This is a genomic window from Yoonia sp. (assembly GCF_017854565.1).
Lineage (GTDB): Bacteria > Pseudomonadota > Alphaproteobacteria > Rhodobacterales > Rhodobacteraceae > Yoonia.
This window is the reverse complement of sequence record NZ_JAFMHJ010000003.1, coordinates 90,560-115,551: the sequence shown is the minus strand read 5'-3', so window position 1 is coordinate 115,551 and position 24,992 is coordinate 90,560. Positions and strand designations below refer to the sequence as shown.

Below are 24,992 nucleotides of genomic sequence, written 5' to 3'. Positions count from 1 at the left end.
ACGTTGCCTTGTCGGTCAGTGAACGGCGAACGGCTGCATGTCGTTTTCACGGGCAAGGTGAAATGCCAGCTTGCGATTGGCGACCAGCGCCAACTGTTCACCATCCACGTTATGAACGGCGAACAACGTGACAAGATCGCCCACTTGTTCCTTCATGTCGTCAGGTAGATCAGCGACCTGCACTGGTTTAACATAGACGATATCCCGGTCGAGATCCTTGAGATCAAATTTCGTATTCATGGCTTACCCTTTCCGAATGTTGATGGTTTGCACTACGCGATCAGGGACCGCACGGGTCAGATCCACATGCAGCAAACCGTTTTCCATCACCGCCTCGCCGACATCGACACCGTCTGCCAGTACAAAAGATCGCTGGAACTGTCGGGCCGCGATACCCCGATGCAGATAGATACGCCCGTCGCTGTCGTCACCTTGACGGCCACGAATGATCAAAGAGCTATCTTCGACGGTGATCGCCAGATCGCCTTGCGCAAAACCGGCAACGGCCAGCGTGATGCGATAGGTATTTTCCGATGTCTGTTCGATATTGTACGGCGGGTAGCCGTCATTCCCGCTTTTTGCGGTACGTTCGACCAGCCGTTCCAGCTGTTCAAAGCCCAAAAGGAACGGATGCGTTCCCAACGCCAATTTCGTCATAAGACATGCCCTTCGTATAAGCGACTGTCAGTTGTGGCCCCGATTGCGGCGACCCTTGGAAAAAATATGGGGCTGTATATGTCATTGATCAAGAGGAAGTATTAGGATGTTTCGTGATAAACGGATAACTACACCCCTGAAATGTGCTACAAATTGGGTCGCTGCCGATGAATTCATCCGCAAAAATGGAACAGGTCGATGTCCTGCGTGTCAAGCTTGCCGTTCTCAAGCGCGAACACCGTGATCTGGACGAGGCGATTGACGCCCTTCAGACGCGCGGGTCTGCGGATATGCTGACGATCAAGCGTCTGAAAAAGCAAAAGCTGGCACTGAAAGACCAGATCGTCACACTCGAAGATCGGATTTTGCCCGATATTATCGCCTGATAGGGCGTTGCAGGTGCTGTGCCCTTGGCTATAGTGCCGCTTCCTTTTGATATAGGGCGTTAACATGACCCAACCTTTGGTCGGCATTATTATGGGCAGTCAGTCGGACTGGCCCACCATGCGTGAAGCAGCTGATATGCTTGATCAGCTTGGCGTGACCTATGAGACGAAAATCGTCTCGGCCCACCGCACGCCGGATCGGTTGTGGGCCTATGGCAAGACGGCCGTCGATCGCGGCTTGCAGGTGATTATCGCAGGCGCTGGCGGGGCGGCGCATTTGCCGGGCATGATGGCGTCGAAAACCCGGGTGCCGGTGATCGGCGTGCCGGTCCAGACCAAGGCGCTGTCGGGCGTTGACAGTCTCTATTCCATCTTGCAGATGCCGCGCGGATTTCCTGTGGCGACCATGGCCATCGGGGCTGCCGGTGCGGCCAATGCAGGGCTGATGGCGGCGGGCATTCTGGCGCTGCAAGACGTGGGTCTTGCCGAACGTCTGGATCAATGGCGTGCTGCCCTGTCGGCCTCAATTCCGGATGAACCCAGCGATGAATAATCCCTTACCCATAGGTGCGACAATCGGCATTCTTGGTGGCGGTCAACTGGGCAGGATGCTGTCTGTCGCAGCGGCGCGTCTGGGTCTGAAAACCCATATTTTTGAACCGGGTGCCCACCCGCCCGCCGGCGATGTCGCCCATGCCGTGACCACGGCGCGCTATGATGACGCCGCCGCCCTTGCCGCCTTTGGGCGGTCGGTTGATGTGATCACCTATGAATTTGAGAACGTCCCCACCAGCGCCCTTGATTTGTTGGAATCCCTTGCGCCGATCCACCCCGGCAGACAAGCTCTGGCAACCAGTCAGGACCGACTTGCCGAAAAGACATTCCTGCGCGGCCTCGGCCTGCAAACCGCGCCTTTTGCGGACGTCGGCAGCATGGCTGATCTGACTGCGGCGATTGCGACCATCGGCACACCGGCCATCATGAAAACCCGCCGTATGGGCTATGACGGCAAGGGGCAGGCGCGGATCATGGCGCCAGATGATGCGCACGCTGCATTTGCCGACATGGCCGGGGCGCCTGCGATCATCGAAGGCTTTATCGACTTCAGTCACGAGGTGTCGGTGATCGGCGCGCGTGGCCTTGATGGGTCGGTGGCCTGCTATGACCCGGGTGAAAACGTACACGATGACGGAATATTGCGCACCACCACTGTTCCCGCGAAATTGACGCCCGGACAACGGACCGACGCCGTGCTCATCGCCGCGCGGATACTGAATGCACTGGACTATGTCGGTGTGATGGGGGTCGAACTGTTCGTGACCGCCGGCGGGCTGATCGTCAATGAATTCGCACCGCGTGTGCATAATTCTGGCCACTGGACCCAAAACGGCTGCACGATCTGCCAGTTCGAACAGCATATCCGTGCCATTGCCGGCTGGCCCTTGGGCGACGGATCACGCCATGCGGATGTTGTGATGGAAAACCTGATCGGCGATGACATGAACCGGCTGCCACAGCTTGCCAGGACCAATGCAGCCATTCACCTCTACGGCAAGGCCGAGGTGAAACAGGGTCGCAAAATGGGTCACATCAACCGGATCATCAAAACGCCCTAGCGTCTTCCGAGTGGAAATATCCCCGCCGGAGGCCAGAATATTTTTACTCTGTCCCGAATATCACATCGGTCAGGCTCAGGCTTGGATCGAAATGGCCGTCTCGCAAAAATGCCTGGACCTCTGCCATCACCAGCGGATTGTTCGCCATGAATGTATGGGTGACAGGCAGCATGATGTGGTCGCGCATCCCCTCCAGCCGGGTTGATTCTACCGACACTTTGCCATCATCCGGTCCCTCGATCAGGGCCGAATAGACGGGGTTCAGGGACCGCGTCCCGGCAATGATCCCAACCTCATAGGCGGGCAGGCCAAGTGTGTTGGGCAGGCTGTCATCGCCGGTGCCAAGTTGCAGGCCGGCAGGGCCGTTGACCCATTGAAACGGCTCAAAATCACCGAAAATATCGACCAATTCGGACCCGCCGTTGGGTGGGCCCAACATCACGACGCGTCCCATGACCTTGGGGCGGTGATTGGTCAGCCATGCGCGGGCAAGGATGCCGCCCATCGAATGGGTGACGAAATGTACGCGCGCATCGCCACAGGCCGCAACATCTTCGGCCAGATAGTCATCAACCAGCGTCTGGATCGTCGCCTCGGTAGATGGATACCCGCGATTAATGACCTTATAGCCCGCGTTTTCCAGTACCAGTTGCATCGGTGTGAACGATATTTCTGTCCGCGCAAGGCCATGCAGCATCACGATACAGTCCTGTGCAATGCCAGCTGTCCCCCAAAGTGCAAAAAGTGTCGCATAAATAATTTTCATTGATCATATATAGCACCGCCGGGCAGCAACAAAAGCCCCGACGTGCAGAAAATCAGCGGCGGGCCAAAAGCGATACGGCGATCCCCCCAAGAACCAGCCCCCCGGCTGTCAGCATCCGCAGGCTCAGCGGCTCGCCCAGTGCCAGCACCCCGGCGGCGACGGCGATAACCGGCACGCTGAGCTGGGCAATACCTGCGGTGGTGGACGCAAGCCCGGGCAGCACCCGATACCAAAGCGCATAGCCCAGCCCTGATGTAACCGCACCCGCAACGATTGCCGTCAGCGTGCCCATTGTCGTGATGCCCCCACCACCCGCCAGCGCGACCGCGCCGCCCACCAAAATGGCACACAGAGCAGGAAATTAACCGCCGTTGCGCCCAATGCATCTGTTTCGGCCCTGCCCAGCAGCGTATACACAGCCCAGCCAACGGCGGCGGCAATCATCGCGATTGTACCGCCAAGCGGCACCGCCGCAGCACCTGTCGGCCAGAGCAGAACGCAAAGCCCGATCAGCGCGATGACCGCACCCAGCCAGCGCAAAACGGGTACTTTTTGCTGCTCCCACACAGCCCAGCCAAAGATGGCCACCTGAAGCACGCCAAACAGGATCAGCGCCCCAAGACCCGCCCCAAGGCTGATATAAGCCCAGGAGAACCCAATCATATAGACCGCCAACGCGGTCGCGCCCGCCAATCGTTGGCGGTTCCAGATCACAGGGCGGGCACCCTGTCGCGCAAGAACCAGCGCCCAAAGTGTGGCCGCACCTGCAATCACGCGGATCGCCGCGAAAGCCATTGAATCCATGCCATAATGCGCCACCCCGATCCGGTTTAGCACCGAATTGGTCGCAAACGCCGCCATCGTGATCGCCACAAGCACGAACAGTTTCATACGCTAACGATCGGCAAAGGGTTGGGGGTATATCAGGTCTTTGGCCGGGGCTTGGGTGCCGACGCCTGCCAGCAGCGTCTGTGCAATGGGATATGGCGACACGAGGTTCGCAGCACATTCGCGGGAAAACCCCGCTTTTTCATAGAATCCCGGTTCGCCCACCACCACAACCGGCGTCTGCGTCAGGCGCGCCCATTCGGTCAGCATTCCGATCATGCGCTTGCCATAGCCATGCCGCTGCACATCCGGGTGAACGGCCACGGGCGCCAGCACCAGCCACCCCGTTGGCCTGATCATATAAGATAGCGCATAGTAGGCCACGATCCGGTCACCCATTGGCATGACGGTTTCACCTGCGATAACCCCTGATTTCCGCAGCTTGCGGACCAAGGTGGCCTCGTCCTGACCCGCAAATGCGGCCCGCAGCAAGGCTTCGACCGCATCTTCTTCGCCGGGCTTCATGTCGCGTGAGAATTGGGGGGCTTGGGTCAGGTTCATGCGACAACGGTATCGGTTGGGCCGCAGTGACGAAAGCCATTAAACGCAAAAAAGGGGCGCCCCGGTTGGGACGCCCCTCATTTATCTCAGATGGTGGGCCGAAGCCCAAGCCGCATCTTACATCATGCCGCCCATGCCGCCCATGTCGGGCATGCCGCCGCCTTGGCCTTCTTTGGAAGGCTTGTCGGCAACCATGGCTTCTGTCGTGATCAGCAGACCCGCAACGGATGCCGCGTCCTGCAGGGCAGTACGCACAACTTTGGCCGGGTCAATGACGCCGAACTTGAACATGTCGCCATATTCTTCGGTCTGTGCGTTAAAGCCGAACGTCTTGTCGTTGCTTTCGCGAACCTTGCCCGCAACAACAGAACCGTCAACGCCGGAGTTTTCAGCAATCTGACGCAGCGGTGCTTCAAGCGCCTTGCGTACGATTTCAATGCCAACGTCCTGATCAGAGTTTGCACCCTTCAGACCGTCAAGTGCTTTGCCAGCCTGAACCAGTGCAACACCACCACCGACAACGATACCTTCTTGAACAGCGGCACGAGTCGCGTTCAGTGCATCGTCAACGCGGTCTTTACGCTCTTTCACTTCGATTTCGGACATGCCGCCAACCCGGATCACAGCAACACCACCGGCCAGTTTGGCCACGCGCTCTTGCAGTTTTTCACGGTCATAGTCGGATGTTGTCTCTTCGATCTGGCCGCGGATCTGTGTGACCCGTGCTTCGATCTCGGCCTTTTCGCCAGCGCCGTCGATGATCGTTGTCTCATCTTTGGTGATGGTGACGCGTTTGGCGGAACCCAGCATGTCGATTGTGACATTCTCAAGCTTCATGCCCAAATCGTCGGAAATCACCTGACCACCGGTCAGAATGGCGATGTCCTGCAGCATGGATTTACGACGATCGCCAAAGCCAGGAGCCTTGACAGCCGCAATTTTCAGGCCGCCGCGCAGCTTGTTCACAACCAGCGTTGCGAGTGCTTCGCCTTCGACATCTTCGGAAATGATCAAAAGTGGCTTGCCGGACTGAATGACCGACTCCAACAGTGGAACCATTGGCTGCAGCGACGAAAGTTTCTTTTCGTGCAGCAGGATGATGGCGTCTTCCAGCTCTGCTGTCATTTTCTCTGTGTTGGTCACAAAGTAAGGCGACAGGTAGCCGCGGTCGAACTGCATGCCTTCGACAACGTCAGTCTCAGTCTCAAGACCTTTGTTCTCTTCGACAGTGATCACGCCTTCGTTGCCGACTTTCTGCATCGCATCAGCGATCTGACGACCGATTTCAGCTTCGCCGTTGGCAGAGATCGTGCCGACCTGCGCAACTTCGTCGCTGTCAGTCACAGGACGCGCAGCCGCTTTGATCGCTTCAACAACTTTGAGCGTGGCCATGTCGATGCCGCGCTTCAGGTCCATTGGGTTCATACCAGCAGCAACCGATTTCATGCCTTCGCGAACGATCGCCTGAGCCAGAACTGTTGCTGTTGTTGTACCATCACCGGCCTCGTCATTGGTCCGGGAAGCAACTTCCTTGACCATCTGCGCGCCCATGTTTTCGAACTTGTCTTCCAGTTCGATTTCTTTGGCAACCGATACACCGTCTTTGGTGATGCGCGGTGCGCCGAAAGATTTGTCCAGAACAACGTTCCGGCCTTTTGGACCAAGCGTCACTTTTACTGCGTCTGCAAGGATGTTGACACCCCTGAGTATGCGGTTACGTGCATCGGTACCGAATTTGACGTCTTTAGCAGCCATTTGCATGTGCTCCTTGAAATTCTATTGCGTTACGACCGTAGGGTGCGCGTTCATGCGCACCAACCACGCGGGATTAGAGAATCCCCAGAATGTCGCTTTCTTTCATGATCAAAAGTTCTTCGCCGTCGATCTTGACCTCGGTGCCGGACCATTTGCCAAACAGCACTTTGTCGCCTGCCTTAACGGCCATCGCAATCAGCTCACCGCTGTCCTTGCGCGCGCCTTCGCCAACGCTGACGACTTCGCCTTCAGCAGGCTTTTCCTTGGCGCTATCAGGAATGATCAAGCCGCCCTTTGTTGTCTCGTCGCCTTCGATGCGACGGACCAATACGCGGTCGTGAAGTGGTGTAAATGCCATTTCAGAACTTCTCCAGTTCGTGTTTCCCTTGTGTTATCACTCAATCACGTCGAGTGATAACGATGCGTAGTTAGGCACCGTCCCCCAGCGTGTCAACCACACGGCGCCGAGGTCATCAGAAATAATTGTGGAAAAGTCGAAACAGGCGGTCAGATCTTTGCCAATTGGGTCAGGCAGCGTTTCAACGCATCACCTTCCGTGCCGGAAAATAGCGCCATGAGCTGCTGATCAAATGCGCGGGCAGCCCCATACAACTCTTCAAAGGCGGCGGTTCCGGCCTTTGTCAGGTGCAGGGCCGCTTGGCGGCGGTCATCGGCCACAACGTGCCGCGTCAGAAACCGCTTGTCGCCCAGCGCCGTAACCGCACGGCTGATCTTGGTTTTATGCACGCCCGCCCGGTCACCCAGCTGCTTGGCCGTCATTGGCCCATAGCGCCCAAGATGAAACAGCACCCGCCATTCAGTGCGCAGCATGCCATAGCGATCCTTGTAATGACGCTGGAATTTCAGGCTCGACGCTTCGGCTGCCTGTGCCAACAAATAGGGCAGAAATCCCTGCAAATCAAAGCTGCGATCATCGGTCATTGCGTCGAACTTTACCTTGTTAGTTACAAAATCAACTAATATCCCATTGATGACAGAGGAGACCGCCATGAACAAGCAGACCAGCACATTGCGAGCAGCACCGACGCCTGTGGGGACAACCGCTGGCTACATGCCCGGATTTGGCAATGATTTTGAGACAGAGGCCCTGCCGGGTGCCTTGCCGCAGGGCATGAACAGTCCGCAGAAATGCAACTATGGCCTATACGGCGAACAGCTTAGCGGGACGGCATTCACAGCACCGGCGCATCAAAATGAACGGACGTGGTGCTATCGCATTCGGCCGTCCGTGAAGCATACGCACCGGTTTGCAAAAATCGACCTGCCCTATTGGAAATCCGCCCCATATATTGATCCTGACGTGGTTAGTTTGGGCCAGTATCGCTGGGACCCGGTCCCCCATGTCGACCAGCCGCTGACGTGGCTGACGGGTATGCGCACGATGACGACTGCGGGGGATGTGAATACGCAGGTTGGGATGGCGGCCCATATATATCTGGTGACGCAATCCATGGTGGACAGCTATTTCTATTCCGCTGATTCCGAACTGCTGGTCGTCCCGCAGGAAGGTCAGTTGCGGTTTTGCACCGAATTGGGGGTGATTGATCTGGAACCGCAGGAAATCGCGATCCTGCCGCGGGGTCTTGTTTACCGGGTCGAGGTGCTGGATGGCCCTGCGCGTGGGTTTGTCTGTGAAAACTACGGCCAGAAATTCGTATTGCCCGGACGCGGGCCGATTGGCGCGAATTGCATGGCCAACCGGCGCGATTTCAAAACGCCCGTCGCGGCCTTCGAAGACCGCGAGGTGCCATCGACCGTCACCATCAAATGGGCTGGCCAGTTCCACGAAACTCACATTGGCCACAGCCCGCTGGATGTGGTCGCGTGGCACGGCAATTATGCCCCGGTGAAATACGATCTGCGCACCTATTGCCCGGTGGGGGCGGTGTTGTTTGACCATCCTGACCCGTCGATCTTTACCGTGCTGACCGCGCCTTCGGGCGTGGAGGGTACCGCAAATATTGACTTTGTGCTGTTTCGCGACCGCTGGATGGTCGCCGAAAACACGTTTCGCCCGCCGTGGTATCACAAGAATGTCATGTCCGAACTGATGGGCAATATCTACGGTGTTTATGACGCCAAGCCCAAGGGGTTCGTCCCCGGCGGCATGTCGCTGCACAACATGATGCTGCCGCATGGGCCGGACCGGACTGCCTTTGAGGGGGCATCGCAAGCGGATTTGAAGGCCGAAAAACTGCGCGATACGATGTCGTTCATGTTTGAGACACGGTTCCCCCAGCATCTGACGGCATTTGCCGCGAAAGAGGCACCTTTGCAGGATGACTACATTGATTGCTGGGCCGATCTGGACAAGAAATTTGACGGCACGCCGGGGGTGAAATGAAGGTAGCAACCTTAAACGACGGTAGCCCAGATGGCCGGCTGGTCGTGGTCGCGGGTGATTTGTCGCAGCAGTGGTTTTGCAAGGCGCAAAGCCTGCAGGCCGCATTGGATCAGGTCGGATTCGAGGTGCAAAACATGGCCGCGCCATTCACCGCTGCGGGCTGCGTTTCGCCGGTGCCGCGCGCCTATCAGTTCCTTGACGGGTCGGCCTATGTCAACCACGTCGAACTGGTGCGCCGCGCGCGGGGCGTTGATATGCCTGCCAGCTTCTGGACCGATCCGCTGATGTATCAGGGCGGCTCTGACAGCTTTCTCGGCCCGACGGACCCGATCATCGGCGACCCCGCCTGGGGCATTGATTTTGAAGGTGAAATTGCCGTCATCACAGGCGACGTCCCGATGGGTGCCACGCGCGAGGACGCGCTGGAGGCCATCCGTTTCGTGATGCTTTGCAACGATATATCCCTGCGCAATCTGATCCCGGGTGAATTGGCCAAGGGGTTCGGCTTTGTGCAATCCAAGCCTGCCTGCGCCTTTTCGCCCGTGGCGGTCAGCCCAGACGATTTACCCGGCTGGCGCGATGGCAAGCTGCACGGAATTTTGAAGATTGACCTGAACGGGGCCGCCTTTGGCCGGGTTGATGCGGGCGTCGATATGACCTTTGATTTTGGGCAGTTGATCGCCCATGCCGCCACGACGCGGCGCTTGGCGGTGGGCACGATCATCGGGTCGGGCACTGTGTCCAATAAACTGGGTGGCGGTCCCGGCAAGCCGGTCGCTGACGGCGGGGCCGGGTATGCGTGCATTGCCGAACAGCGAATGATTGAAACCATCCTGACCGGCGCGCCCAAAACGCCGTTTCTGAAACCCGGCGACCGCGTTCAAATCTGGATGGATGACGCGGACGGACAAAACATCTTTGGTACTCTCGATCAAACCGTAAAGGCAATTTCATGACAAAAGCATTCGCATCCCAAGGGGATATGGCCGAAAAGAAAATCACGTTCGAGGAGGTCGGCCGCGATATATGGGCCTTTACCGCCGAGGGTGACCCCAATTCGGGCGTGATCATCGGTGACGACAGCGTCATGATCATCGAGGCACAGGCGACCCCGCGTCTGGCGCATAAGGTGATCGAAAAGGTGCGTAGCGTGACGGACAAGCCGATTACGCATCTGGCGCTGACCCATTATCATGCGGTGCGCGTGCTGGGGGCGTCGGCGTACGGTGCCGATCAGATCATTATGGGCGATGTTGCGCGGTCCATGGTGGTTGAGCGCGGGCAGGAAGATTGGGACAGCGAATTCCAACGCTTTCCGCGTCTGTTCGAAGGCCACGAAAGCATCCCCGGTCTGACCTACCCCACGACCACATTCAGCGACGCGATGACCGTCTATCTGGGCCACCGCCGGGTCGATTTGATGCACCTTGGCCGTGCCCATACGGCAGGTGATATCGTGATCCATGTGCCCGACGCAAATGTCATGTTTACCGGCGACATCGTCGAAGACCACTCGGCCTGTTACTGCGGTGACGGACATTTCGGTGACTGGGGGCATGCGCTTGATAATATTGCCAGTTTCGAGGTGGATGCCATTGCGCCGGGACGTGGGAATGCGCTGATGGGGACGGCAGCGGTCACGCGCGCGATTGAAAGCAGCCGCGATTTCGTCGACAGCACCTACCGTGCTGCGGCCCGTGTCGCTGCGCGCGGTGGATCACTCAAAGAGGCATGGGATGCGGTCCGCGCGGCCTGTGACCCCAAGTTTGCGGACTATGCAATTTACGAACACTGCCTGCCCTTTAATGTCGCCCGCGCCTATGATGAGGCGCGCGGTATCGACACCCCGCGCATCTGGACTGCGCAACGTGATCTGGAGATGTGGGAGGCGTTGCAGGGGTGAACGCGGTTTTTGACACGCCTTTGTATCCATATGCTTGGCATGCTGATCAGGATACGCTGGCCCGTCATCGGGTTGTGATCGTGGGCGCCGGGCCGGTTGGTCTGACGCTGGCGATTGATCTGGCGCTTCAGGGGGTCGCGGTGGTCGTGTTGGATGACAACGACCGGGTTTCGACGGGGTCGCGCGCGATTTGCTTTGCCAAGCGGACGCTGGAAATTCTGGACAGGTTGGGGGTGGCCGCGCCACTGACCGCCAAGGGCGTGCAGTGGAACAAGGGCCGCGTGTTTTTTGGTGAGCGTGAGGTCTATGATTTCACCTTGCTGGCTGAAGATGGGCACAAACAGCCCGCGTTCATCAATCTTCAGCAATATTATCTCGAAGCGGCTTTGGTGGCGCGCGCCCACGCTGTTGGCGTGCAAATCCGGGGTGGAAACCGGGTTATTGGGGTTGTGTCGCATGATGATCATGTCGCGCTGACTGTGGACACACCCGACGGCCCATATCCGCTAGAGGCTGATTGGCTGGTCGCGTGTGACGGCGCGCGGTCGCCGCTACGTGATATGTTGGGTCTGGCGTTTGAAGGCCGCGTATTTGAAGATAACTTCTTGATTGCTGACGTGAAAATGGCTGCGGATTTCCCGACTGAACGATGGTTTTGGTTTGCGCCACCGTTCGAGGGGGCGGGCCGATCAGCGTTGCTGCATAAACAGCCCGATGATGTGTGGCGGATTGATTTCCAGCTTGGGTGGGACATTGACCGCACCGCGGAGCTGGACCCCGTGCGTATTCGGACCCGCGTCGATGCGATGCTGTCATCGCAGACCGGTGCTGTGCCGGCGTATGACCTTGAATGGACGTCGATTTATACCTTTCAGTGCCGCCGGATGGAAAAGTTTCGCCATGGGCGTGTCTTGTTTGCCGGGGATGCTGCGCATCAGGTGTCGCCGTTTGGTGCGCGGGGCGCGAATTCAGGTATTCAGGACGCGGATAATCTGGCGTGGAAACTGGTGCTTGTTCTGGATGGCGGGCGCGATGACCTGCTTGATACTTATGCGGCCGAGCGGGAATTTGCCGCAGATGAAAATATCCTGCATTCCACCCGTGCCACGGATTTCCTGACGCCGAAGACGTCCATGAGCCAAATTTTTCGCGACGCGGTACTGGATCTTGCGGCGTCGCATGCATTTGCCCGTCCGTTGGTGAACTCTGGCCGGTTATCCGTGCCCTGCATATATCCGGGCCTTGCGGACGGCTTGGCCGGGCCGGGGCTGACGCGACCGGGGGCAGCCTGTGTGGATGTTGCGGTGGATCAGGGGTTTCTGGTGGAGCAATTGCACGGCTTTTGCATGCTCGCGATCAACTGTGACGCGCCCGAGGCGCTGCGCGAAGCGGGGGTGGTTGCACGGCGCGTTGACCTGCCGATGACCGATGCGGTCAGGGCCCGGTATTTGGGCGATGCGTCCGCTGCAATCTACCTGCTCCGCCCGGACCAGCATATCGTCGGACGCTGGCCCGCCTACGACGAAGATGCACTGCGCGCGGCCATGCGGGCCGCCATTGGGAAGAACGAAGATGCCATTGAACCTTGATCCAAATATCGTGGACCCGGACGGTTTTTATGATGATCTGCTTGCGGCGCATATGGGGCTAAGTCACGCGGAAAGCGATGCGTTGAACGCCCGACTGATCCTGATCTTGTGCAATCAGATCGGTGACCGGGATGTTATTCGGGCGGCTTTGCGGGCCGCGCGCTAGGGGCATCGTCATCGGACAAGATACGCCATGCGTCGCCTTCAAGGTCTTCGTATTGGTTGGCGCGCAGGCTCCATAAAAACGCAGCGAGGCCGAGGCCGCCAAGGATCAGCGATGCGGGAATCAGGATGATGAGGATATTCATACCCGCCCTCGCAGTCGCAGCGCATTCAGCAGGACGGTGATTGATGACGCTGACATGGCAATTGCGGCCAGCAGTGGGGTGGCAAAGCCCAGCAGCGCGATGGGGATCGCGATGGCATTGTAGCCTGCCGCGATGGCAAAGTTTTCGAGAACCCGTTGGCGGGCTGAGCGTGCAACAAGCGGCAGGTCAATCATCGGTCTGAGGCTGTCGTTCAGCAGCACGATGTCTGACGCGGCACGCGATGCATCTGCGGCGGTCGCCGGCGACACGGATGCATGCGCCGCAGCCAGCGCGGCGGTGTCATTCAGCCCATCGCCGACCATCAGAACCTTAGCGCCAGTCGCGGCTAATGTTTTGATATATTGCACTTTTGCGTCGGGCTTTGTTTCTGCTTGCCAGTGTTCGATCCCAAGCAGGCCAGCAACACGCGCGGTTTCGGCAGTGTCATCGCCCGATAGCAGATGCACGGTCAGACCTGCGGCTTGCCATGCTGCGACCAGATCGGCCGCACCGTCGCGCAGGTCGGATCGCAGGGCGATTTTTTGCGGCATCTGGTCGCCAATCTGGATGTAGGTGCCCTGTTGCGTACCCAGCCACGCGCCCGACCCAAGGCGGACCTGCCGACCGTCATACCGCGCGCTGAGCCCGTGGCCCGGGTGTTCGCGCTGGTCGGTGATGGTGGCCGGTGCCGTGCCGATCAGTGCGGCGGCAATGGCTTGTGATACGGGATGGGTCGCGTTTTGGGTCAGGGCCAGCGCGATGGATCGGGTCGCGGGGTCCAGCGCTGTGTGACCGGCGGCGGGCATGGTCAGTGTGCCGGTCTTGTCGAAAACGACGGTGTTGACTTCGGCCAGTCGTTCCAGCGCGGTGCCGTCCTTGACCAGAAGTCCGGCGCGGAACAACCGCCCGGCAGCGGTGGTCGACACGGCGGGCACGGCCAGCCCAAGCGCGCAGGGGCAGGTGATGATCAGCACGGCCACGGCGATGTTCAGCGACAGGCGCAGATCGCCGGAAATGATCAGCCAGACGACAAAGGCCGACAGCGCCAACAGATGCACGGCGGGGGCATAGATCGCCGCCGCACGATCCGCGATGGCGGTATAGCGGTTGCGCACGCTTTCGGCGGCATCGACCATCGTGACCATCTTGCGCAGGGTCGTATCGGCACCGACCGTCATTGCGCGGATCGTCAGGGGGCCGGTCATGTTCACCTCGCCTGCGCTGACAGCTGTGCCGCTGGTGGCGTGCAGGGGGCGGCTTTCACCAGTCAGAAGCGAGCGGTCGATCTGGCTTTGGCCATCGGTGATGATGCCGTCAACGGGAATGCGCCCACCGGGCAGGACCTGAATTGTGTCGCCGACCCGCAGGTCCGCGAAATCGACCATCTGGCGCAGGCTATCGCGCAGGCGCATCACGCGGGGCACTTCGAGTGCGGCAAGCTGCGCGGCGGCAGAGGCGGCGGCCTTGCGGCTGCGATGATCAAGATAGCGCCCGATCAGCAGGAAGAACGTGAGCGACAGCGCGGCATCAAAATAGGCCTGCGCGCCACCGACAAACGTTTCGTATAGCGACATGCCAGCGGCCAGCACGATAGCCAGTGAAATCGGCACATCCATGTTCAGTTTGCGGACCGACAGGGCGGACCAAGCGTTGTGAAAAAAGGGTTGTGCGGCATAGATCAGTGCGGGGACCGCGATGCTGGCGCTGATGATGTGGAACATGTGCTGCGTCGCGCCGACGGCCCCGGACCACACAGCGACCGACAGCAGCATCACGTTCATCGTCGCAAACCCGGCGATGGCGATCCGGGTCATCAATCCGCGACCGTAAGTATCTGAAGTTGAACCTAAAAGTGAGGTATCGAGCGCGCGCGCCTCGAACCCGGCAAGCTCTAGCGTGTCGATCAGCGTTTCGGGTGCAACGTGGCCGTTGGTGCCGACCGTGACCCGCTTCATGCTGAGGTTCACGCGGGCGCTGACGACGCCATCACGGGCGCGCAGGGCACGTTCGACCCCATTGATGCACGCGATACAGTGAATGCCCGGCAGCGACAGAATGATCTGTGCGGTGCCTTTTGCAGTGGCGGCTTCCAGCGCCCCTTCGGGCAGGCCCACGCAGGCCGGGCAGATCGCGGTATTGCTCATTTTGCATGCAGCTGAATGCGGCGGCGGAATTGGGTGCCGTCGGCGGCCTCGAGATGCAGGCGCAGGTTCCAGTAGCCCTGGCTGGCAGCGACGGGCGCGGTCAGGGCTTCACCGTCCCAGATGAAGGCCGGGGTGCTGTCCTGGCCAGTGTGGGTCGCGCGGCCAAAGGTGGCGCCGATGATCGTCGGTGCGACGGGCGCACCGTTTTCATCGCGAATCACCACTGTCAGGCGCGTGTCGATCAATGTGGCGGTCACATCCCAGTGCAGCGCGTCCTGCGCCGCACGGTCGGCATCAAAGGTTTGGCTGGCCACATAAGAGTTCCGGGTTTCCAACCCCGGAAAAGTCGCAACGGCCTGATAGGCCAGCGTGAGATTGACGGCGATGATTATGCCAAAGGCGCCAACCATCAATGCAAGCATGTGCCAGCCGGTGAATTCGCGGGTCATTGTGCCGCCCTTCCGTTAAAGATTGTGTCCTTGTGCGCACGCTCGCCTGAAATCAGGTCTTCGACCCAAAAGCGCAGTTCTGTGCGGTCCCTTGCTGCGGCGGGATCGCCGGGGCGGGCCGAGACATAGACCCGCTGTTGCAGGGTTGTGTTTGCGGGGACTGTAACGCTGTTTTCAGCGGTGCCTTCGAGATCAATACGCAGGATATCGTCGGACGCCAGCGACAGGTGGAATTCACGGTCTTCCCCATGTTTATTCAGCAGGCGGATGTCGTAGATATTGCGGATGGTGCCGTCGCTGAGCGTGACAAAGGTTGGATTGCGCACTGGCGACACGGTCATTTCGATATCCGCGCGGACAAAAAGTGCAAAGACCAGTCCGACCCCGATCAGGGACCAAAGGACGGTGTATAGCACTGTGCGGGTGCGCAGGACGTGCTGCCAGATTGGTTTGGGCGGCTTCCCCTGCGCTTCGGCTTCTTGATCGGACAGGGCCAGATAATCAATTAATCCCCGTGGCTTGCCTATCCGTTCCATGACGTCATCGCAGGCATCAATACAAAGCGCACAGGTGATGCATTCCATCTGTTGGCCATCGCGGATATCGATGCCCGCAGGGCAGACGTTGACGCAGGCCATGCAGTCGATGCAGTCGCCCGCATCCGCGTCGCGCTTTTTGCCGCGCGGTTCGCCGCGCCAGTCGCGGTAGGCGACGGTCAGCGTTTCGGGGTCCATCATCGCCGCCTGAATACGTGGCCAAGGGCACATGAAATTGCAGACCTGTTCGCGCATAAAGCCGCCGAAGATGAATGTGGTCGCGGTCAGCAAGGCAATTGTGGCCCATGCGATGGACGGTGCCTGCAGGGTGATCAGGCTGCGGGCCAGCGTCGGCGCGTCGGCGAAGTAGAACACCCAAGCGCCACCCGTCGCAACGGATATCAGCAGCCAGACGACCCATTTTGTCAGCCTTAACCGCCACTTACGCGGGCTCCACTTGGCATTCCAAAGGCGGACGCGGGCGTTGCGGTCGCCTTCGATCCAGCGTTCCACAAGGATGAAGAGATCGGTCCAGACCGTCTGGGGGCAGGTGTAGCCGCACCAGACGCGACCGAGGGCAGAGGTGAAGAGGAACAGGCCAAGCCCCGCCATGATCAGCAGGCCAGCGACAAAGTAAAATTCGTGGGGCCAAATCTCGATCCAGAAGAAATAAAACCGCCGACCGGCCATGTCCATCAGGACCGCCTGATCGGGCAGATTGGGGCCACGGTCAAAGCGAATCCACGGCGTGAGGTAATAGATCCCCAGCGTGACCGCCATCACCCACCATTTGAGATTTCGATAGAAGCCTTTGACACGGCGCGGAAAAATCGGTTCGCGCGCTGCGTAAAGCGGTTGATTGTCGGAAGATGACATAAGGGACCCGTGGGATTAGTTCTGTTCGCACGATTGTATCTAAGCGGTCTGTCCGGCGGGTCTTTGATGTGGATCAAGAGGCGGTTGCGCAACGCGCGGCGGGCCGGTTGCCGGTGCTGCGCCGACATCGTTTTTATAGCGTTAATTGTCAGGAAATAAAGGGGGTTCTGGCCATGCAGACTGCGTGCAGACCCCGTATGGAATGCGTACGTACGTTTGTACGGTGCGGGCAAGGTTAACGCGGCGTGCGGCCATATGTGTGAAGAAAACGTGAACGGGCGCCGAAATCCGGCGCCCGTTTGGATCAGAACGGGTTCTGCTGGGCGCGGAATTCCCAGACGGTGACCGTGCCGTCGTTGTCGGCGTCAGCGGCTTCGAAACTTGCCTGCGCCTTGGCCATGAATTCGGCCAGTGTCACGATGTCGTCACTATCGCCATCCATCGCCTTGAAGCGGGCGACGCGGTTGACGTAGAGACGTTCGGTGCTGCGCCGTCCGACGGGTGCCATGAACGGCCCGCCGTCAATGTATTCGTCTTCGGTGATCTGATCGTCTCCGTCGCTGTCGAACAAGGAAAATCCTGCGCTGGCGTGCTGGGATGCTTCGGATGACGTGACGGTGCCATCACCATCAATGTCGATGGGCCGCGCCATCATCGACATGTTGCCCATGCCGCCGCCATAGGGACCGGCGCCGAAGGGCATAAGCTGCATCACGTCATCATCATCGGCCAGAGCGGCACCGCCGCTGGCGACTGCGGCGAGCAGGGCCGTTGCGCCGACAAGGCGGCGTAGGGGGGTTGCGGTGAACATGGGTTTCTCCTGATTGTGCAAAGGTGTGCAATGATCACTTTCTGCACTGCGGCAGATGCGGCTGCATTGACATTGCTCAATCCGGTGCAGTTGCCCGGCGTCCGGCGTGCCCTGTTTGCGGTGGGAGGCCCGCAGCGTATGCACTGACCCCCCGATTTTTCAGATCAACATTCGAGTGCGACAGCAACCGGGTTTGGCACCAAGTCCTGCGACGCGCCCGTTGCAGCATCGACGCCCAGACCGATCACACCACCCAGCAGCACGTTGCCTGCGACAGCCGCGCCACCGGCGCGGATGCGGTGTTGGCATGGATTGCTTTTTCATGGTGTGGCCGGGGCGCGTAAATATCTCGCCAATATCAAAAAACGGGCGTAATGGTTCGGGCATGAAAATAGTACGTCTTGAAGATGCGCATAGTCTGCCGTTCTGGCGCAGGCCTACGTCGCTGTTGTTTGTCATGGCGATGGCCATGCCTGTTGCCTTTGCCACATGGTCGGCGTTGCTGAATAATTTCGTGATCGAGGTCGCGGGGTTTGACGGGGCCGACATCGGTTGGCTGCATTCGGTGCGTGAAATCCCGGGCTTTTTTGCGATTGGGGTGATCGCCCTGATCATGTTCATCCGCGAGCAGGTGCTGGGGCTGGTGGCGCTTGTGATGTTGGGCGTATCGACGGCGGTGACCGCGCAGTTTCCGACGATGGGCGGGATTCTGGCGGTGACCATGCTGTCGTCGATCGGGTTTCACTATTACGAGACGGTCAATCAATCATTGCAGTTGCAGTGGATTGACAAGAAACGCGCGCCGCAGATGCTGGGCTGGATATTGTCCGCGGGGTCAGGGGCGACGCTGATCGTTTATCTGTTGATCGTCCTGAGCTGGGAACGGTTCGGGCTGACCTACAGTATCGTCTACTGGCTTTCGGGTGGGTTTACCGCCGTGGTGGCGGTGTTCTGTCTGCTGGCCTATCCCCAGTTCGAAGCGCCGCATCCGCAGGTCAAAACCTTTGTGCTGCGCCGCCGGTATTGGCTGTATTATGCGTTGCAGTTCATGTCGGGCGCGCGGCGTCAGATATTCGTCGTGTTTGCCGGTTTCATGATGGTCGAACGCTTTGGCTACAAGGTCGATGACATCACGCAGCTGTTTTTGTTCACGCTGGTGGCCAATATGATTGCGGCCCCGATGCTGGGCAAGGTCGTGGCGATGTTTGGGGAACGCCGCGCGCTGATTTTTGAATATGCGGGGCTGTGTATCGTGTTCTTTGCCTATGGCGGGATCTATTATTTTGGCTGGGGTGTGGTGCTGGCGACCGGGCTTTATGTCGTGAACCATTTGTTTTTCAGCCTCGCGCTGGCGATTAAGACGTATTTCCAAAAAATCGCCGATCCGCGCGATATTGCGCCGACTGCGGCGGTGGCGTTTACGATTAACCATATTGCTGCTGTGTTTTTGCCCGCGCTGCTGGGCTATGTCTGGTTGACGTCGCCGGGGATGGTGTTTTTGCTGGCGGCGGGCATGGCGATCGTGTCGCTGATCCTGTCGCTGCTGATCCCCCGCCATCCTGCCCCCGGTCACGAGACCGTGTTTCAGGTCGGGTTGTTGGCCCCCGCAGAGTAGCAAACGGATCGGCACCGCCTATATTACCTAGCGAACAGTAGGAGAGAGCCAAATGTTTTTCATGAACCGTGCGAAGTCTGAAATCGTGGCCGAAGGCAGCGCATTGCCTGGGCGGGCCATACCGATTGCCCGCAAGGAAGACCATTTCGTGTTTGGCACCCCGTTGACCGGTGACGTGCCCGCCGGGATGCAAGCGGCGATGTTCGGCATGGGCTGTTTCTGGGGCGTCGAGCGGATGTTGTGGAAACTGGACGGTGTGCAATCCACGATGGTTGGCTATGCGGGCGGCTATACTCCGAACGCGACCTACGAAGAGGTGTGCAGCGGCAAGACCGGCCATAATGAGGTGGTCCGCGTGATCTATGATCCGGCGGTGATTTCCTATGATCAGCTGTTGCAGGTGTTCTGGGAAGGGCACGACCCGACCCAAGGCATGCGGCAGGGCAATGACGCGGGCACGCAGTATCGGTCGGGTATTTATACCTACACGGATGCGCAGCAGGCCGCAGCGCAGGCGTCGAAGGCAGATTTTGCGCCGCGTTTGTCGCAGGCGGGCTATGGTGCGATCACCACCGAGGTCATCGCGGCACCCACGTTCTATTTTGCCGAAGATTACCACCAGCAGTATCTGGCAAAAAACCCCGGCGGGTATTGCGGGATTGGCGGGACGGGCGTGACCTGCCCTATTGGCGTTGATGTCTAGGCGGTTCATCCAGTGCGATCTGATCATGGCAAAGGGACGTAATATCGGCGGCGAAGGCAGGGTTCTTGTGTCGCGCGAGGGGGATCGTATCATGATCGGCAGCCATGTCGAAATCTTGATCAGCGGGACGTTGGCGTTGTGATCCTTGATCTGACCGCCCGGGCCATTTTGATGCCCGTGTTGGTCGCGCAGGCGGTTTATTTGCGGGCGCGCGCATTGCAGCTGCCGGAACCGCCCGGCCCGCGCCGGGGGCAGGTGGGGCAGGGGCCGACGTTGCGGTTGCTGATCATCGGCGATTCTTCGGCGGCGGGCGTGGGTGTCGCGACCCAGGACGAGGCGCTGCTGGGGCAGTTGACCGGGCGGCTGGGGCAGGTGGCAACGATCGACTATACGTTGATCGCGCGCACCGGCGCCAAAACCGGCGAGGTCCTGGGCTGGTTGGATGATCTGCCGGAGCGGACCTATGATGTGGTGGTGCTGGCCATGGGGGTGAATGATGTCACCAAGGTCGTGCCGCTGCGCCGGTGGCTGGCACAGCAGGCCGCATTGGTGGATCGTTTCGCCAGCGAGTTTGGTGCCCGCCGTGTGATCGTGTCGGGGTTGCCCCCGGTGCATCAGTTCCCGTTGCTGCCGCAACCGCTGCGCTGGGTGCTGGGCAGACAGGCCAAGCGGTTTGACCGCCATCTGCGCGTGCTGGTGGCCGCGCGCGACCATTGCACCGCCGTCCATGTCGATGTGGCGCTGGGCCCCCACAATATGTCCGAGGACGGATTTCATCCCGGTCCGGTGGTCTATGCCGCATGGGCCAAGACGATCTGCGACAGTATCATCGACGACCCGGCGTTGCTTGACCCCGCGCGGGACAGGCCCTAACGGGGGGCAACATCGCAAAGGGCTGCTGACCATGACGACATATTCCGCGCTGACGACGATTACGGGCGAAGATGCCGCCGACAGGCTGGCCGAGGCGGTTGAGGATCTGATGCCCGAACCCACCGGTGTCGGCGTGTTCGAGATCGAGGATGGATCGGGGCTTTGGGAGGTCGCGAGCTATTTCATGGAGCGCCCGGATGCCGGTGCCCTGGCCGTGCTGAGCGCGCTTTACCACGCCAAGCCGTTCAACATTTCAGAAATTCCCGATCAGGATTGGGTGTCGAAGGTGCAGCGCGAGCTGGCGCCGGTCGAGGCGGGGCGGTTTTTCGTCTACGGGTCGCATGATGCCGATAAGGTGCCGGCAGGCCGGGTTGCGCTGCTGATCGAAGCCGCGATGGCGTTTGGCACCGGGCACCATGGCACGACCTTGGGCTGTTTGCGGGCGTTCGATGCGCTGTTGGATGGCGGATTTACCAGCGGCAAAGTGGCGGACATCGGCTGTGGCACGGCGGTGCTGGCGATGGCGGCGGCGCATGTTTTGCCCGACGCCGTTCTGGCCAGTGACATTGACCCGGTTGCCGTCGAAGTGGCCGCCGCGAATGTGGCAGCAAATGGGCTGACGGGCCGCGTTAACTGTGTTGTGGCCGCCGGGTTCGATGCGCCTGCGTTGGCGGCCGCAGCGCCGTACGATTTGATTTTTGCCAATATTTTGAAGGGCCCATTGATCGGTTTGGCCCCTGATATGGGCCGGTGTGTCGCCGCTGGCGGGCATGTGATTCTCTCGGGTATTCTGAATGAGCAAGCGGATGAGGTGATCGGCATTTACCGTGATAATGGGTTCAATCTGGTTAAAAATGATAGCATTGTTGACTGGACGACCCTCACAATGTGCAAAAACGCAGCACTTTAGGGCGTTTTGTTAGGTGGCGTACGATTTGTCTTGTTTCACAAGGCAATCTTGGCGATCCTGTTAATGTTAGGTTCATCGCACTCTACTGGAGGGTATCATGGCACAGGCCAATGTCCCGTTTGATAAAAGACTGAAGCGCATTGTCCGCCGGCATGACCGGATGGCCCGCGGCGTTGTACGCACGGTGAATGCCGATGGTCTGATCGTGGCACGTCCACGGGTTTACACACCCCGCTTTCCGCTCAAGGGGCTGCTGTTGTTGGTCGCAATCGGCTTCTTGTTCAAAGGATTTCTGTTCTCGTACCTCGGGTCCGGCGCCTATGCCGACCGGGTCACATCGTTGCAGCAGGGCACCGTGATGGAGCAGGCAGGCGCATGGATCATGCAGCCAGACCCGGCGACCACGTTTATCGCCGACGCGATGAAGACAATGATGCCCTGATCAAGCGGTCCGGATGACAATGCAAAAGGCCGCGCCTGATAATGGCGCGGCCTTTTGCGTTTCGGATCGTGGGTTTGGTTTAGCGTGTGCGACGTTCGGCGATGGTGTCGATGTCGCCATACGACAGACCGATGTCTTCCAATTCGCGTGCGGACAGGCGCGACAGCGACTTGCGCGTGACGCGCGCGTCATTCCATCCGGCAACATTTGCGACTATGCGAGCGAACAATCCGTAGATGCCGCCTGTCGAAAGGCCCGCAGCGGTGCGGGCGGTGTTCAGAGTGGCCATAGCCATATTCCTTGTGTGTGCTGCGCTGCAGCGATAAACTTGATAATGCGCATTTAGGGGGCTTTGGTGTCGCTGACTAGTGTCGTTTCTGCATGGGTCATATGCGTTTTTTGTATGCCTTTTTTTTACGCGGATTTCGCCGCAAACCCTTTATTTATAATGTGTTATTTTCGGCGCTTCTCGGTGCCGGGGGGGTATGCTGCGCGGGATGCGCGGCTGCGGCATGGTAAGCCGTGCCATCAAAGCCTCTTGGTCTTTGTTCGCGTTTTGTGCTAACCGTTTGATAGAACAAAAAAACTGGGGCGAGCAATGCGTGTTTTGGGGATTGATCCGGGGTTGCGCAACATGGGGTGGGGCGTGATCGAGGTATCTGGGTCGCGGCTGTCGCATGTGGCCAATGGCATTTGTCATTCGGTCGGTGGCGATCTGGCGGCGCGGCTGTTGTCGTTGCACGAGCAATTGACCGATATGATGCATCTGTACCAACCGGATGCCGCCGCGGTCGAGCAGACATTTGTGAATAAAGACGGGGCGGGCACCCTGAAGCTCGGTCAGGCACGCGGGATTGCGATGCTGGTGCCTGCGCAGGCAGGTCTGACCGTGGGTGAATATGCGCCAAACGCTGTGAAAAAGGCGGTTGTGGGTGTGGGCCATGCCGAAAAGCATCAGGTTGAACATATGGTTAAATTGCAGTTGCCCGGCGTAAAGATTGCGGGGCCCGATGCGGCGGATGCGTTGGCGATTGCGATTTGTCATGCGCATCATTTGCAGTCAGCGGGCACTTTGGCCAAAGCTTTGGCGAGGGCGGGCGCATGATTGGCAAGATTGCGGGCCGTCTGGAATATCGCACGCCAGATCATGTGCTGATAGATGTGCGCGGTATCGGGTACATTGTCTATGTGTCGGACCGTGTGATGGCGGGTTTGCCTGCCGTGGGCGAGGTTGTGGCGCTTTATACCGATCTGCTGGTGCGTGAAGACAATTTGCAGCTTTTTGGTTTCACGACGCTGGTCGAAAAGGAGTGGCATCGGTTGCTGATGACGGTGCAGGGCATTGGCGCCAAGGCGTCGATGGCGATTTTGGGTGCGCTTGGGGCGGATGGCGTGGGGCGTGCGATTGCGCTGGGTGACTGGAACGCGCTGGCCAAGGCCAAGGGGGTGGGGCCGAAGACGGCCCAACGGATCACGATTGAATTGAAGGATAAAGCCCCCGGTGTGATGGCCATGGGCGGAACCGTGACCGAGGCGCTGGGCGATACGGTGATCGAGGTCGAGACGCCCGATCAGGTCCGGCGTGCGCCACCCAAGCGGGCCAACCCTGCGCAGTCAGAGGCGCTGTCGGCTTTGGGGAATTTAGGCTATGCGCCGGGCGAAGCCGCGAGCGCGGTTGCAGAGGCGGCGGGGGCAGCGCCGGACGCGGATACATCGACGTTGATCCGCGCGGCGCTGAAGCTGCTGGCACCGAAGGGGTAGGGGCGGTGCGTATTGACGCGGTCGGATGCGCGGCGCTGATGGACCGTCTTGGATTGATCCGGTATGGGCTGAAGAGATGAATGAACCTGATCCCACGTTGCGTCCCGCCCCTCAGCCCGGTGATGCCGATCGCGCGCTGCGTCCGCAGACGCTGGATGAATTCATCGGCCAACGCGAGGCGCGCGCGAACCTGAAGGTGTTTATCGAAAGTGCGCGCCGGCGCGGTGAGGCGATGGACCACGCGCTGTTTCACGGCCCGCCCGGTTTGGGCAAGACGACGCTTGCCCAGATCATGGCGCGCGAGTTGGGTGTGGGGTTTCGCATGACGTCGGGGCCGGTTCTGGCCAAGGCGGGCGATCTGGCGGCGATTTTGACGAATTTGGAAGCCCGCGATGTGTTGTTCATTGATGAGATTCATCGGCTGAACCCGGCGGTCGAAGAGGTGCTGTATCCCGCGCTTGAGGATTTCGAGCTGGATCTGGTGATTGGCGAGGGGCCAGCGGCGCGCACGGTGCGGATCGAATTGCAGCCCTTTACGCTGGTGGGGGCGACGACACGGATGGGGCTGCTGACCACGCCGTTGCGTGACCGCTTTGGGATTCCGACGCGGCTGGAGTTTTACACCGAAGATGAGTTGCACGAGATCGTGACGCGCGGCGCACGTCTGATGGGCGCGCCGGCCGCTGACGCCGGTGCGCGCGAGATTGCCAAGCGCGCGCGCGGCACGCCGCGGATTGCGGGGCGGCTACTGCGCCGGGTCGTGGATTTTGCGATTGTCGAAGGTGACGGGACCGTCACGCAGGCGATTGCCGATATGGCGCTGACGCGGTTGGGCGTGGATCATCTGGGGCTTGATAGTGCCGACCGGCGGTATTTGCGCCTGATTGCGGAAAGCTATGGCGGGGGGCCGGTGGGCGTCGAGACGATGTCGGCGGCATTGTCGGAAAGCCGTGACAGTCTGGAAGATGTGATCGAGCCGTATCTGCTGCAAAAGGGATTGATCCAGCGGACGCCGCGCGGCCGGATGCTGGCGCAGGCGGCCTGGGCCCATTTGGGGTTGGAGCCGCCCAAGTCGCGGGCGGACTTGTTTGGCTAGGGGGGATCAAATTTCTGGAAATTTGATGCCGCGGACGGAGAT

The 24,992-nt window shown here is 59.5% G+C and carries 32 protein-coding genes; 17 read left to right on the top strand and 15 right to left on the bottom strand.

What is annotated here, in order from left to right:
- Nucleotides 1–15: 15 nt before the first annotated feature.
- The gene (locus QZ196_RS02900) at nt 16–240 is read right to left on the bottom strand and encodes a DUF1150 family protein (RefSeq protein WP_296423709.1); all 225 of its coding nucleotides are present in this window, start codon (nt 238–240) and stop codon (nt 16–18) included.
- A 3-nt stretch (nt 241–243) separates the two neighbouring features.
- On the bottom strand, nt 244–657 hold the full coding sequence (locus tag QZ196_RS02895) for an Hsp20 family protein (RefSeq protein WP_296423707.1): 414 nt from the start codon (nt 655–657) through the stop codon (nt 244–246).
- A gap of 167 nt (nt 658–824) precedes the next feature.
- On the opposite strand from QZ196_RS02895, the gene QZ196_RS02890 reads away from it, so the two are divergent.
- From QZ196_RS02890 to QZ196_RS02880, 3 genes are all read left to right on the top strand, one after another.
- Nucleotides 825–1,043, top strand: a complete 219-nt coding sequence (locus tag QZ196_RS02890) for a DUF465 domain-containing protein (protein ID WP_296423705.1) — start codon at nt 825–827, stop codon at nt 1,041–1,043.
- A gap of 64 nt (nt 1,044–1,107) precedes the next feature.
- Complete coding sequence (gene purE, locus QZ196_RS02885; protein WP_296423703.1) at nt 1,108–1,596, top strand: 5-(carboxyamino)imidazole ribonucleotide mutase; 489 nt, start codon at nt 1,108–1,110, stop codon at nt 1,594–1,596.
- Nucleotides 1,589–2,659: a 5-(carboxyamino)imidazole ribonucleotide synthase gene (locus tag QZ196_RS02880; RefSeq protein WP_296423700.1), complete on the top strand. Its 1,071-nt coding sequence runs from the start codon at nt 1,589–1,591 to the stop codon at nt 2,657–2,659. The genes purE and QZ196_RS02880 overlap by 8 nt, the downstream gene beginning before the upstream one ends.
- Before the next feature lie 43 nt (nt 2,660–2,702).
- Here the strand turns inward: QZ196_RS02880 and QZ196_RS02875 are convergent, their stop codons facing one another.
- The 7 genes from QZ196_RS02875 to QZ196_RS02850 all read right to left on the bottom strand — a co-directional run bounded on the left by QZ196_RS02875 (nt 2,703) and on the right by QZ196_RS02850 (nt 7,511).
- Complete coding sequence (locus QZ196_RS02875; RefSeq protein WP_296423698.1) at nt 2,703–3,425, bottom strand: alpha/beta fold hydrolase; 723 nt, start codon at nt 3,423–3,425, stop codon at nt 2,703–2,705.
- A 52-nt stretch (nt 3,426–3,477) separates the two neighbouring features.
- Nucleotides 3,478–3,717: a DMT family transporter gene (locus tag QZ196_RS17550; RefSeq protein ID WP_366510942.1), complete on the bottom strand. Its 240-nt coding sequence runs from the start codon at nt 3,715–3,717 to the stop codon at nt 3,478–3,480.
- Nucleotides 3,705–4,316: a hypothetical protein gene (locus tag QZ196_RS02870; protein ID WP_366510941.1), complete on the bottom strand. Its 612-nt coding sequence runs from the start codon at nt 4,314–4,316 to the stop codon at nt 3,705–3,707. The genes QZ196_RS17550 and QZ196_RS02870 overlap by 13 nt, the downstream gene beginning before the upstream one ends.
- 3 nt (nt 4,317–4,319) lie before the next feature.
- Nucleotides 4,320–4,814: an N-acetyltransferase gene (locus QZ196_RS02865; protein WP_296423696.1), complete on the bottom strand. Its 495-nt coding sequence runs from the start codon at nt 4,812–4,814 to the stop codon at nt 4,320–4,322.
- 117 nt (nt 4,815–4,931) lie between these two features.
- Nucleotides 4,932–6,569 carry a chaperonin GroEL gene (groL, locus tag QZ196_RS02860; RefSeq protein ID WP_296423694.1) on the bottom strand — a complete coding sequence of 546 codons (1,638 nt, stop codon included), beginning with the start codon at nt 6,567–6,569 and terminating at the stop codon, nt 4,932–4,934.
- A 73-nt stretch (nt 6,570–6,642) separates the two neighbouring features.
- The gene (locus tag QZ196_RS02855) at nt 6,643–6,927 is read right to left on the bottom strand and encodes a co-chaperone GroES (RefSeq protein WP_296423692.1); all 285 of its coding nucleotides are present in this window, start codon (nt 6,925–6,927) and stop codon (nt 6,643–6,645) included.
- Between the two features lie 149 nt (nt 6,928–7,076).
- Entirely contained in the window at nt 7,077–7,511 is a 435-nt protein-coding gene (locus tag QZ196_RS02850) for a MarR family transcriptional regulator (RefSeq protein ID WP_296423691.1), read from the bottom strand.
- 67 nt (nt 7,512–7,578) lie between these two features.
- Here QZ196_RS02850 and hmgA point away from each other — a divergent pair, with 67 nt between their 5' ends.
- The 5 genes from hmgA to QZ196_RS02825 are packed head-to-tail and all read left to right on the top strand — an operon-like array spanning nt 7,579 to nt 12,592.
- Entirely contained in the window at nt 7,579–8,934 is a 1,356-nt protein-coding gene (gene hmgA, locus QZ196_RS02845; protein WP_296423689.1) for a homogentisate 1,2-dioxygenase, read from the top strand.
- Nucleotides 8,931–9,890 (top strand): fumarylacetoacetate hydrolase family protein, encoded by a 960-nt coding sequence (locus QZ196_RS02840; protein ID WP_296423687.1) that lies wholly within the window; start codon nt 8,931–8,933, stop codon nt 9,888–9,890. Before hmgA ends, QZ196_RS02840 begins: the two co-directional genes overlap by 4 nt.
- Nucleotides 9,887–10,837 carry an MBL fold metallo-hydrolase gene (locus QZ196_RS02835; RefSeq protein WP_296423684.1) on the top strand — a complete coding sequence of 317 codons (951 nt, stop codon included), beginning with the start codon at nt 9,887–9,889 and terminating at the stop codon, nt 10,835–10,837. Before QZ196_RS02840 ends, QZ196_RS02835 begins: the two co-directional genes overlap by 4 nt.
- The gene (locus QZ196_RS02830) at nt 10,834–12,426 is read left to right on the top strand and encodes an FAD-dependent oxidoreductase (RefSeq protein WP_296423682.1); all 1,593 of its coding nucleotides are present in this window, start codon (nt 10,834–10,836) and stop codon (nt 12,424–12,426) included. Before QZ196_RS02835 ends, QZ196_RS02830 begins: the two co-directional genes overlap by 4 nt.
- A complete protein-coding gene (locus tag QZ196_RS02825) occupies nt 12,410–12,592 on the top strand; it encodes a DUF2783 domain-containing protein (protein WP_296423680.1) in 183 nt (60 codons plus the stop codon). Before QZ196_RS02830 ends, QZ196_RS02825 begins: the two co-directional genes overlap by 17 nt.
- Here QZ196_RS02825 and ccoS read toward each other — a convergent pair.
- The 5 genes from ccoS to QZ196_RS02800 form a co-directional block, all read right to left on the bottom strand.
- Complete coding sequence (ccoS, locus tag QZ196_RS02820; protein WP_296423678.1) at nt 12,561–12,734, bottom strand: cbb3-type cytochrome oxidase assembly protein CcoS; 174 nt, start codon at nt 12,732–12,734, stop codon at nt 12,561–12,563. The genes QZ196_RS02825 and ccoS overlap by 32 nt on opposite strands.
- Complete coding sequence (locus QZ196_RS02815) at nt 12,731–14,878, bottom strand: heavy metal translocating P-type ATPase (RefSeq protein ID WP_296423676.1); 2,148 nt, start codon at nt 14,876–14,878, stop codon at nt 12,731–12,733. The genes ccoS and QZ196_RS02815 overlap by 4 nt, the downstream gene beginning before the upstream one ends.
- Nucleotides 14,875–15,327 (bottom strand): FixH family protein, encoded by a 453-nt coding sequence (locus QZ196_RS02810; protein ID WP_296423674.1) that lies wholly within the window; start codon nt 15,325–15,327, stop codon nt 14,875–14,877. Before QZ196_RS02810 ends, QZ196_RS02815 begins: the two co-directional genes overlap by 4 nt.
- Nucleotides 15,324–16,739 (bottom strand): cytochrome c oxidase accessory protein CcoG, encoded by a 1,416-nt coding sequence (ccoG, locus tag QZ196_RS02805; protein WP_296423672.1) that lies wholly within the window; start codon nt 16,737–16,739, stop codon nt 15,324–15,326. The genes QZ196_RS02810 and ccoG overlap by 4 nt, the downstream gene beginning before the upstream one ends.
- 304 nt (nt 16,740–17,043) lie before the next feature.
- The gene (locus QZ196_RS02800) at nt 17,044–17,550 is read right to left on the bottom strand and encodes a hypothetical protein (RefSeq protein WP_296423671.1); all 507 of its coding nucleotides are present in this window, start codon (nt 17,548–17,550) and stop codon (nt 17,044–17,046) included.
- 385 nt (nt 17,551–17,935) lie between these two features.
- Between QZ196_RS02800 and QZ196_RS02795 the strand changes: the two genes are divergently transcribed.
- The 6 genes from QZ196_RS02795 (at nt 17,936) to QZ196_RS02770 (ending at nt 22,093) form a co-directional block, all read left to right on the top strand.
- On the top strand, nt 17,936–19,165 hold the full coding sequence (locus QZ196_RS02795) for an MFS transporter (protein ID WP_296423669.1): 1,230 nt from the start codon (nt 17,936–17,938) through the stop codon (nt 19,163–19,165).
- A gap of 52 nt (nt 19,166–19,217) precedes the next feature.
- Nucleotides 19,218–19,868 (top strand): peptide-methionine (S)-S-oxide reductase MsrA, encoded by a 651-nt coding sequence (gene msrA / locus QZ196_RS02790; protein ID WP_296423667.1) that lies wholly within the window; start codon nt 19,218–19,220, stop codon nt 19,866–19,868.
- Nucleotides 19,861–20,010 (top strand): hypothetical protein, encoded by a 150-nt coding sequence (locus tag QZ196_RS02785; protein ID WP_296423665.1) that lies wholly within the window; start codon nt 19,861–19,863, stop codon nt 20,008–20,010. The genes msrA and QZ196_RS02785 overlap by 8 nt, the downstream gene beginning before the upstream one ends.
- Nucleotides 20,011–20,039: 29 nt before the next feature.
- The gene (locus tag QZ196_RS02780; protein WP_296423663.1) at nt 20,040–20,741 is read left to right on the top strand and encodes an SGNH/GDSL hydrolase family protein; all 702 of its coding nucleotides are present in this window, start codon (nt 20,040–20,042) and stop codon (nt 20,739–20,741) included.
- Nucleotides 20,742–20,772: 31 nt separating this feature from the next.
- The gene (locus QZ196_RS02775) at nt 20,773–21,651 is read left to right on the top strand and encodes a 50S ribosomal protein L11 methyltransferase (protein ID WP_296423662.1); all 879 of its coding nucleotides are present in this window, start codon (nt 20,773–20,775) and stop codon (nt 21,649–21,651) included.
- A gap of 97 nt (nt 21,652–21,748) precedes the next feature.
- A complete protein-coding gene (locus QZ196_RS02770) occupies nt 21,749–22,093 on the top strand; it encodes a hypothetical protein (protein WP_296423660.1) in 345 nt (114 codons plus the stop codon).
- Between the two features lie 79 nt (nt 22,094–22,172).
- On the opposite strand, the gene QZ196_RS02765 is transcribed toward QZ196_RS02770, so the two are convergent.
- Nucleotides 22,173–22,382 (bottom strand): DUF1127 domain-containing protein, encoded by a 210-nt coding sequence (locus tag QZ196_RS02765; RefSeq protein ID WP_296423658.1) that lies wholly within the window; start codon nt 22,380–22,382, stop codon nt 22,173–22,175.
- Between the two features lie 309 nt (nt 22,383–22,691).
- Here QZ196_RS02765 and ruvC point away from each other — a divergent pair, with 309 nt between their 5' ends.
- From ruvC to ruvB, 3 genes are all read left to right on the top strand, one after another.
- Nucleotides 22,692–23,198 carry a crossover junction endodeoxyribonuclease RuvC gene (ruvC, locus tag QZ196_RS02760; RefSeq protein ID WP_296423655.1) on the top strand — a complete coding sequence of 169 codons (507 nt, stop codon included), beginning with the start codon at nt 22,692–22,694 and terminating at the stop codon, nt 23,196–23,198.
- A complete protein-coding gene (gene ruvA, locus QZ196_RS02755) occupies nt 23,195–23,854 on the top strand; it encodes a Holliday junction branch migration protein RuvA (protein ID WP_296423651.1) in 660 nt (219 codons plus the stop codon). The genes ruvC and ruvA overlap by 4 nt, the downstream gene beginning before the upstream one ends.
- Before the next feature lie 76 nt (nt 23,855–23,930).
- The gene (ruvB, locus tag QZ196_RS02750; RefSeq protein WP_296423648.1) at nt 23,931–24,950 is read left to right on the top strand and encodes a Holliday junction branch migration DNA helicase RuvB; all 1,020 of its coding nucleotides are present in this window, start codon (nt 23,931–23,933) and stop codon (nt 24,948–24,950) included.
- Nucleotides 24,951–24,992 lie beyond the last annotated feature (42 nt).

Coding starts and splice junctions, on each gene's coding strand:
- purE (WP_296423703.1), top strand. CDS start 1,108: ATGACCCAACCTTTGGTCGGCATTATTATGGGCAGTCAGTCGGACTGG.
- ruvC (WP_296423655.1), top strand. CDS start 22,692: ATGCGTGTTTTGGGGATTGATCCGGGGTTGCGCAACATGGGGTGGGGC.
- QZ196_RS02825 (WP_296423680.1), top strand. CDS start 12,410: ATGCCATTGAACCTTGATCCAAATATCGTGGACCCGGACGGTTTTTAT.
- QZ196_RS17550 (WP_366510942.1), bottom strand. CDS start 3,717: ATGGGCACGCTGACGGCAATCGTTGCGGGTGCGGTTACATCAGGGCTG.
- ccoG (WP_296423672.1), bottom strand. CDS start 16,739: ATGTCATCTTCCGACAATCAACCGCTTTACGCAGCGCGCGAACCGATT.
- QZ196_RS02815 (WP_296423676.1), bottom strand. CDS start 14,878: ATGAGCAATACCGCGATCTGCCCGGCCTGCGTGGGCCTGCCCGAAGGG.
- ruvB (WP_296423648.1), top strand. CDS start 23,931: ATGAATGAACCTGATCCCACGTTGCGTCCCGCCCCTCAGCCCGGTGAT.
- QZ196_RS02900 (WP_296423709.1), bottom strand. CDS start 240: ATGAATACGAAATTTGATCTCAAGGATCTCGACCGGGATATCGTCTAT.
- QZ196_RS02780 (WP_296423663.1), top strand. CDS start 20,040: ATGCCCGTGTTGGTCGCGCAGGCGGTTTATTTGCGGGCGCGCGCATTG.
- ruvA (WP_296423651.1), top strand. CDS start 23,195: ATGATTGGCAAGATTGCGGGCCGTCTGGAATATCGCACGCCAGATCAT.
- msrA (WP_296423667.1), top strand. CDS start 19,218: ATGTTTTTCATGAACCGTGCGAAGTCTGAAATCGTGGCCGAAGGCAGC.
- QZ196_RS02890 (WP_296423705.1), top strand. CDS start 825: ATGAATTCATCCGCAAAAATGGAACAGGTCGATGTCCTGCGTGTCAAG.
- QZ196_RS02795 (WP_296423669.1), top strand. CDS start 17,936: ATGAAAATAGTACGTCTTGAAGATGCGCATAGTCTGCCGTTCTGGCGC.
- groL (WP_296423694.1), bottom strand. CDS start 6,569: ATGGCTGCTAAAGACGTCAAATTCGGTACCGATGCACGTAACCGCATA.
- QZ196_RS02765 (WP_296423658.1), bottom strand. CDS start 22,382: ATGGCCACTCTGAACACCGCCCGCACCGCTGCGGGCCTTTCGACAGGC.
- hmgA (WP_296423689.1), top strand. CDS start 7,579: ATGAACAAGCAGACCAGCACATTGCGAGCAGCACCGACGCCTGTGGGG.
- QZ196_RS02875 (WP_296423698.1), bottom strand. CDS start 3,425: ATGAAAATTATTTATGCGACACTTTTTGCACTTTGGGGGACAGCTGGC.
- QZ196_RS02855 (WP_296423692.1), bottom strand. CDS start 6,927: ATGGCATTTACACCACTTCACGACCGCGTATTGGTCCGTCGCATCGAA.
- QZ196_RS02850 (WP_296423691.1), bottom strand. CDS start 7,511: ATGACCGATGATCGCAGCTTTGATTTGCAGGGATTTCTGCCCTATTTG.
- QZ196_RS02880 (WP_296423700.1), top strand. CDS start 1,589: ATGAATAATCCCTTACCCATAGGTGCGACAATCGGCATTCTTGGTGGC.
- QZ196_RS02770 (WP_296423660.1), top strand. CDS start 21,749: ATGGCACAGGCCAATGTCCCGTTTGATAAAAGACTGAAGCGCATTGTC.
- ccoS (WP_296423678.1), bottom strand. CDS start 12,734: ATGAATATCCTCATCATCCTGATTCCCGCATCGCTGATCCTTGGCGGC.
- QZ196_RS02835 (WP_296423684.1), top strand. CDS start 9,887: ATGACAAAAGCATTCGCATCCCAAGGGGATATGGCCGAAAAGAAAATC.
- QZ196_RS02785 (WP_296423665.1), top strand. CDS start 19,861: ATGTCTAGGCGGTTCATCCAGTGCGATCTGATCATGGCAAAGGGACGT.
- QZ196_RS02810 (WP_296423674.1), bottom strand. CDS start 15,327: ATGACCCGCGAATTCACCGGCTGGCACATGCTTGCATTGATGGTTGGC.
- QZ196_RS02895 (WP_296423707.1), bottom strand. CDS start 657: ATGACGAAATTGGCGTTGGGAACGCATCCGTTCCTTTTGGGCTTTGAA.
- QZ196_RS02840 (WP_296423687.1), top strand. CDS start 8,931: ATGAAGGTAGCAACCTTAAACGACGGTAGCCCAGATGGCCGGCTGGTC.
- QZ196_RS02775 (WP_296423662.1), top strand. CDS start 20,773: ATGACGACATATTCCGCGCTGACGACGATTACGGGCGAAGATGCCGCC.
- QZ196_RS02865 (WP_296423696.1), bottom strand. CDS start 4,814: ATGAACCTGACCCAAGCCCCCCAATTCTCACGCGACATGAAGCCCGGC.
- QZ196_RS02800 (WP_296423671.1), bottom strand. CDS start 17,550: ATGTTCACCGCAACCCCCCTACGCCGCCTTGTCGGCGCAACGGCCCTG.
- QZ196_RS02870 (WP_366510941.1), bottom strand. CDS start 4,316: ATGAAACTGTTCGTGCTTGTGGCGATCACGATGGCGGCGTTTGCGACC.